5 protein-coding genes are annotated in these 7,266 nt (G+C 72.6%); 4 read left to right on the forward strand and 1 reads right to left on the reverse strand.

The features are described from left to right. Window positions 1-1,046, reverse strand: a 1,046-nt coding sequence (locus ON27_RS27870; protein ID WP_043734139.1) for a glycoside hydrolase family 3 N-terminal domain-containing protein, incomplete at its 3' end; no start/stop codon positions are given. Between the two features lie 220 nt (window positions 1,047-1,266). On the opposite strand from ON27_RS27870, the gene ON27_RS27875 reads away from it, so the two are divergent. From ON27_RS27875 to ON27_RS27885, 4 genes are all read left to right on the forward strand, one after another. Beyond that, window positions 1,267-1,740 carry a universal stress protein gene (locus ON27_RS27875; RefSeq protein ID WP_063711383.1) on the forward strand — a complete coding sequence of 158 codons (474 nt, stop codon included), beginning with the start codon at window positions 1,267-1,269 and terminating at the stop codon, window positions 1,738-1,740. A gap of 67 nt (window positions 1,741-1,807) precedes the next feature. Then, window positions 1,808-2,902, forward strand: coding sequence for an isochorismate synthase (locus tag ON27_RS27880; protein WP_043734143.1), 1,095 nt, complete (start codon window positions 1,808-1,810; stop codon window positions 2,900-2,902). Between the two features lie 172 nt (window positions 2,903-3,074). After that, the gene (locus tag ON27_RS41585) at window positions 3,075-3,245 is read left to right on the forward strand and encodes a DUF2613 domain-containing protein (RefSeq protein ID WP_083887841.1); all 171 of its coding nucleotides are present in this window, start codon (window positions 3,075-3,077) and stop codon (window positions 3,243-3,245) included. A gap of 70 nt (window positions 3,246-3,315) precedes the next feature. Then, on the forward strand, window positions 3,316-7,266 hold a 3,951-nt coding region (locus tag ON27_RS27885), incomplete at its 3' end, for an alpha-(1->3)-arabinofuranosyltransferase domain-containing protein (RefSeq protein ID WP_043734144.1).

The raw sequence follows: 7,266 nt of genomic DNA on the forward strand, positions 1-7,266 counted from the left end.
GCGTCGGTGGTGATCCACAGCGCGTTGTCCGCACCGGCGAGCAGCGCGGCCTCGACGGCCTCCTCGATCGACATCCGGCTGGTGATCGCGGCCATGCCACCGAGATCGTCGGTGAAGATCGGACCTTGGAACGGCGCGGCGCCGTAGCCGGCGCCGTCGCGCAGCAATCGCATCGCTTCCGGACTGATGCTGGCCGGGACGTTCGGGGTGGTCAGTCCGGGCACGTCCAGGTGGCCGACCATCACCGCCGCGCCGGAGCCGATCAGGTTGCGGAACGGCACCAGGTCCACTTGCTGCAACTGCTCCAGCGGCGGGGTGCGCACCGCGCCGGTGTGCGAATCGCCCGAGCCGGAGCCGTGACCGGGGAAGTGCTTCATCACCGTGCCGAGGCCGACCTCGCGCATGGCGCGAATGTAGGCGTCTGCGTAGCGGGTGACCACGTCCGGATCGTCGGAGAAGGAGCGGTCGCCGATGACCGAGTCGTCCGGCTGGGAGCTGACGTCGATGTCGGGCGCGAAGTCCACCGTCACGCCGAGATCCTTCAGCGCACGGCCGCGCACGAGCGTGGCGCTGTAGAACTGCTCGGGACTCATGGTCAGCGCCGTCTCCCGCGCCGAGGGAGCCGCGCCGATCAGGTCGCGCACCCGCGAGACGCGGCCGCCCTCCTCATCGATGGTCACCATCAGGGGCACCGTGGCGGCCTCTTTCACCTGCGCGATCTGCCCGGAGGCGAGCAGCGCCTGCTCGGTCCACCCGCCCACGAAGATGCCGCCGACCTGTTCGTCGCGCACCACGCTCGTGGCGTCGGCGGCGCCGGTGACGCCCACCGTCAGCAATTGGGCGAGCTTCGCGCGGGTGGTGAACTGCGCGAGGTACCCGGCGGTGCAGTCCGGCGGAGCCGAACCGGTGGCCGGGATCGCGGCGGTGGTCGCTTCCCCCGTCGCGGTGGTGGTGCTCGACGGGGCCGACTGCGTAGAGCCGCCGTTGGAGCAGGCGGTCGCGATGGCGGCGAGAACGGCGAGGACGAGCAGAGGCGTCTTCCGCATAGAGGTCAACCGTACTCGCCGCGACGGGTGCCGCCGCAGTCGCTCCGTCGCTACCGGGCAGGCAACTCGCGCACCGGTCCCGGGTCGTCGTCCCCGGCCGACGCACTCGGGGCGGCAGGGCAAGCGTTGGCGCAGGTCATACCTATGAACAAGCCGGTTCGAGCGGGGGTGCGCGGGGTAATCTCGAGGTGTCGCCGCGCGTCCGGCTCAGGAGGTCATCGTGCCCTGCGATCTGATGCTCATCGCCTACGACGGCTCCGAGAACGCCAAGCGCGCCGTCGCGTACGCCGGGCGCTTCCTCAGCGCGAATCGAGCTGTCGTGCTGACCGCGTGGGAGCCCATGGTGCGTCAAGCCGCTCGCCTGTCCGGACTGTCGGGCGTGATGCAGCCGGAATGGGTGCCCGACGACGAGATCGAGGACATCGCCTACGTCGACGCGCGCGCCACCAATGCCGAGGGGGTGCGCCTGGCCGAGCTGGCGGGCCTGAACGCCGAGGCGCGCACCGCCGAATGCACCACCACCATCTGGAACGCCATCGTCGATTGCGCCGACGAACTGGACGTCGACATCATCGTCGCGGGCACCCGGGGCGCCACCGGGCTGCGCGCGCTCCTGCACAGCAGCGTGGCCGACGCCGTCCTCAAGCATTGCCACCGCCCGGTGCTGCTCGTCCCGCCCGGCAAGAACGCTTGACCGCGCCGGTGTGAGATCTGGATCGCTCCCGCGCGGCGGGACGCTGCGGCGGGGCTAGGTTGGGGTCATGGATGGGTTCCTGCTTGCTCGGGCCGACGGGGTTGTTCGGGGCCATGGGAGCCGGGTCTGCTTCGACGACGCGCGTGCGGCGGCGCTCGCGCTGCGCGCCGGTCGCGCCGATCTGATCGTCGGCGCGCTGCCCTTCGATCCGCGCGAGCCCGCCGCCCTGTGTGTGCCGGAGCGCGCCGAGCACACCGCCGGTCCGTGGCGGCCCGCCGCACTCCCCGACCTGCCCGCGGTGCGCGTGGTGACCGAGATACCCAGCCCGGCAGAGCATGTCGCGCGCGTGACGAAACTGGTCGAGCAACTCAACGATCCCACCCAACCGCTGCGCAAAGTGGTCGCGGCGCGTTCGGTGCTGGCCGAAGCGCGGTCGGCGCTGGACCCGGAGGTCGTCGCCGGGCACCTGCTGACCAGGCATCCGCACGCGAACGTCTTCGCCGTCGACCTCACACCCGCCGGTCGGACCGGCGCGACCCTGGTGGGTGCGTCGCCGGAGGTGCTGGTCGACCGGCAGGGCGAGGTCGTGACGCTGCGGCCGCTGGCGGGCACGCTGCCGCGCCTGGCCGACCCGGACGCCGATGCCGCCCAGGCCCGGGAATTGCTGACCAGCGCCAAGAATCGCGACGAGCACGCGTTCGTCATCGACTGGATCCGGGAGCGGCTCGGGCCGGTGTGCGCCGAGTTGTCCATCCCGGCGAGCCCGGAGCTGATCAGCACCCACGAGGTGTGGCACCTGGCGACGCCGATCCGGGGACGCCTGCGCGACACCGGCGTCACCGCGCTCGACCTGGCGCTGCTGCTGCACCCGACGCCCGCGGTCTGCGGCACCCCCACCGATCTCGCGCTGGAGGCCATCGCGCACAACGAGGACGACCGCGGGTTCTACGGCGGCGCCGTCGGCTGGTGCGACGCCGACGGCGACGGCGCCTGGGTGGTCGCGATCCGCTGCGCGGAACTCGCGGCCGACGGTCGTACCGTGCGGGCGTACGCGGGCGGCGGCATCGTCGCGGCCTCCGATCCGCAGGCCGAACTGGACGAGACCACCGCGAAGCTGCGCACCCTGCTCGGCGCGCTGCACTGCGCGCTTCCCACGCGCTGACGCGGCAGCCGCGGACCGTCTCGAACCTCGTGTCTCGGCGTCGCGGAGCGTGCTCGCGGGCGACCCGCCGGAGAAAGTCGGCGGTGATTCCACGGCCTGAACGCATACAAATACCGGGCGTCCTGCTAGGTTGGCCGGGAACGTGCCTGCATCGACGTATTGGAGTGCCGCGATGAAGTTTGCTGTCCCGGGTGTTGCGAGTGCTGTCGCGGGCGCCGTGCTGGGTGTGCTCGGTGTCTTCCTCATCACCATGGCGATCCAGCAGAACTCGCGCCCGGACATCGATCGCAGCGGCGACAAGGACTCCTCGCTGCTGAACAACGTTGAGTACGGCAGCCGCTGACCCGCTGACCTCCGCTTCACCCGCCGACTCGCTCGGATACCCAACGGCGCCGGGGCGTAGCACTGCGCCGTTGGGCAGACGCTGGTTCGCCGCGACGGTCGTCGTGGCGTTCCTGCTGACCTTCGCGCAGGCGCCCGGACTCACGGTCGCCGACACGAAATACGACCTGGCGCAGAATCCGCTCGGCTTCCTCGAACGCGCGAGCCATCTGTGGAGCAGTCAGGCGCCGATGGGCCAGGTGCAGAACCAGGCCTACGGCTACTTCTTCCCGCACGGCGCGTTCTTCTCGCTCGGCCATGTGCTGGGCGTGCCCGCCTGGGTGACCCAGCGGATCTGGTGGGCGCTGCTGCTGCTCGCCGGATTCTGGGGGATCGTCCGCCTGTGCGAGGCGCTCGGCATCGGGACGCGCGGGTCGCGTGTGGTCGCCGCGCTCGCGTTCGCGCTGTCGCCGCGCGTCCTGACCACCGTCGGCTCGATCTCCTCGGAGACCTTGCCGATGATGCTGGCGCCGTGGGTGCTGCTCGCGCCCGCCGCGCTCGGCGTCGCGCGGCGTAACCGGAGGCGGGGCGGGGCGGCCTCGCCCGCGGGCAGCGCCCTGGCGCTGGCGCTGATGGGCTCGGTCAACGCGGTCGCCACGGTGGCCGCCTTTCTGCCCGCGCTGCTGTGGTGGGGTTCCTACCGGCCGAACCCGCGCTGGTGGCGTTTCACGGCGGCGTGGATTCCGCTGCTGGTGCTGGCCACGTTCTGGTGGGCGGTGCCGCTGCTGCTGCTGGGCAAGGTGAGCCCGCCGTTCCTGGACTACATCGAGTCCTCCGGGGTGACGACGCAGTGGGCCTCGCTGGGCGAAGTGCTGCGCGGCACCGACAGCTGGACGCCGTTCGTCTCGCCGGAACGCATCGCGGGCGCTGTGCTGGTGACCCAGCCCGCGGCGGTCCTCGCGACGGGCTTGGTCGCGGCTGCGGGCATGGCGGGCCTGGCGCTGCGGTCGATGCCGTATCGGGGCAGGCTGGTGCTGATCCTGTGCGTGGGGCTGGTCGGCATCTGCGCCGGGTTCGTGGGCGAGCTGAGCGGGCCGTTCGCGGAGTCGGTGCGCGTATTCCTGGACTCCGGCGGCGCTCCGCTGCGCAACGTGCACAAGCTGGAGCCGCTGATCCGGCTACCGCTCGTGCTCGGGCTGGCCCAGCTGCTCGCTCGGGTCCCGCTGCCCGCCTCCGCTCCGCTGCGGGTGTGGCGCAGCGCGTTCGCGCACCCGGAGCGCGACCGCGCCGTCGCGGTCGCGGCGCTGGTCCTCACCGCGCTGGCGCTGTCCACCTCGCTGGCCTGGACCGGGAAACTCGCGCCGCGCGGCGCCTACGATCGCGTGCCCGAATACTGGCAGCAGACGGCGGACTGGCTGAAGGACAATGCCTCCGACACGCGCGCCTTGGTGGTGCCCGGTGCGCCTTTCGGCAGTCAGGTGTGGGGACTCACCCGCGACGAACCGCTGCAAGCGCTGGCCGAGACCCCGTGGGCGATCCGGGACGCGGTGCCGCTGAACCCGCCCGGCACCATTCGCGCGATGGATTCGGTGCAGCGGCTCATCGCCGACGGCAGGCCGTCGGCCGGGCTGGCCGCGACGCTGACCGCCCAGGGCGTCGGGGTCGTCGTCCTGCGCAACGACCTCGATCCGGAGACCTCCCGCTCGACCCGGCCGATGCTGGCCCACCAAGCGCTCGACAACTCGCCGGGCCTGCGCAAGGTGGCCGAGTTCGGCAACCCGATCGAATCGCTGGTGATCGCCGACGGCTTGGTGGCCGACGGCGACCTGCGCCCGCCGTACCCGGCGGTCGAGATCTACCGGGTGGACGCGCCGGGGCCTGGCGCCCCCGTCGAGGTGCGCGGCGGCACCGGCGCGCCGGAGGCGTTCCCCGGCGCATACACCGTTCCGCTCGGTGATGTCCCGGTCGTCCAAGGCGGACCCGAAGTGCTCGAGCGGATGCGCCGCGACCCGGGCGCCACCCGCAACCCCACTTTGCTCGCCGCCGACGCGACCAGGGCCGGGTTGCCGGTAGGCCCGGTGACGATCACCGACACGCCGATGGATCGCGAGGCCGATTTCGGGCGGGTGGACAACCACAACTCGGCGCTGCGCGCTCCCGACGACGCCCGCCGCACGCACAACCTGGTGCCCGACTATCCGGTGCCCGGGGCCGAGCTGGTGCGCGGTGAATGGTCCGGCGCCACGATCACCGCGTCGAGTTCGGCCGCCGACGCCACCCAGCTCGGCGGCGCGGCGCCGGGCAGCTCGACCGCGGCCGTCGTCGACGGCGATCCGGCCACCGCGTGGATCAGCAACGGCATCGAACGCGCCTTGGGGCAGTGGCTCCGGCTCGATCTCGACCGCCCCGTGCAGGCCGGGCAACTGAACCTCACCACCAGCGCGGCCGCCATCGGTGACCCGGTGAAGTGGATCGAAGTGCGCACCGCCAACGGTACCGTCTCGGTCCGGGTGCCCGAACCAGGTGCGCAGGTCTCCGTCTCGCTGCCCGCCGGTCGCACCGAGTGGCTCGAGATCACCGCCATCCGTACCGAAAACGGCACCGGTGGCGGGCAATTCGGCATCAGCGAACTGCGGCTGGACGACTATTCGCAGCGCAACGCGCCGGTCCGCGTCGACATCCGGCACCGGACGGTGGTGCCGCCCGGTCCGGCCGGCGCGCACGTGCGTGGGTGGGATCTCGGTCAGGAATTCCCCGGCCGCAGCGCGTGTTTCGACGCGCCCGATCGGGTGCGGTGCAGCAAGGGACTCGCCTTGGCGCCGGAGGAACCGGGAACCTTCCAGCGCACCCTGACGGTGCCGGAGCCGATGTCCGTGGCCCCGGACCTGACCGTGCGCACCAGGCAGGGCCCGGCTTTGGAAGCGCTGCTCACCGATGCCGCCCGCCCGGTCGCGCGGGGCAAGGCCGACGTCGGCGACCTGCGCGGGGCCGCGTTCGCCGCGACCGACGGCGATCCGCGTACCAGCTGGACCGCGCCGGAGGACTCGGTTCGCGAGACCACCGGCGGCAGGCCGACGCTCACCATCGAGCTGCCCGAACCCACGCTGGTGACGGGCCTCGAGCTGACCCCTTCGCTCGGCGGCCTGCCCGCGGCGCCCACCTCGGTGACGGTGAATCTCGGAGCCGGCCCGCAGGTCGGCGAGCTGGACGTCGAGGATCCGGGCACACCGACGCGGATCGCCCTGCACCCCACCGTGACCGACCGGATCGAACTGAGCTTGCGGACCTGGCGGCCGGTGCTGGACCAGACCGCGCTCGGCTTCGCGCAGACCCAGCCGGCCGGGTTGGCCGAGGTGACGGTGCTGGGGCCGGACTATCCCGCGGCCGCACCGCTGGACCGGGAGATCACCGTCCCGTGCGCGCTGGGGCCGACGATCGACGCGGGCGGACGGACGCTGCGCACGACGGTGACCGCCACCGTCGGCGAATTGCGGTCCGGCGCGCCCGTTCCCGCCCGGGTCTGCGCCGACGACCCGACCGAGCCGGAGTCCGGCGCACCGGGCGAACTCGCGCTGCCGCAGGGCCGGACCGACGTGGCGGTCGGACCGACCGACCTCTTCTTCGTGGATCGGCTGCGCTTGCACCGCACCGGGACGGATACTCCCGCGCCCACCAGTTCGGACCAGGGCGCCCGGCTGCTCGTGCTGCCGCTGAGCACCAACGTCGGATGGCGCGCGACGAGCGCGGACGGGCAGGTGCTCGAACCGGTGGTGGTCGACGGCTGGCAGCAGGCATGGGCGCTGCCCGCGGACGTCAGCGGCCCGGTGACGGTCTCTTTCCCGGTCGACCGCTGGTATCGCCTCGGCATCTTCGGCGGCCTGCTGCTGCTCGTGCCGCTCGCCGTGCTGGCGATTCCCCGTCGCTCGCGGCGGGATGCCACCCAGGCCGAGGCGGGCGGGCCGTCGGATCCGCGCGGCGACGCGCCCCGCACTTGGGGGCGCCGCTGGATGGGCGCGGTAGGGCTCGACCGGTGCGGCCACGGT

It is taken from the genome of Nocardia asiatica NBRC 100129, from assembly GCF_000308415.1.
Taxonomy (GTDB): Bacteria; Actinomycetota; Actinomycetes; order Mycobacteriales; family Mycobacteriaceae; genus Nocardia; species Nocardia asiatica.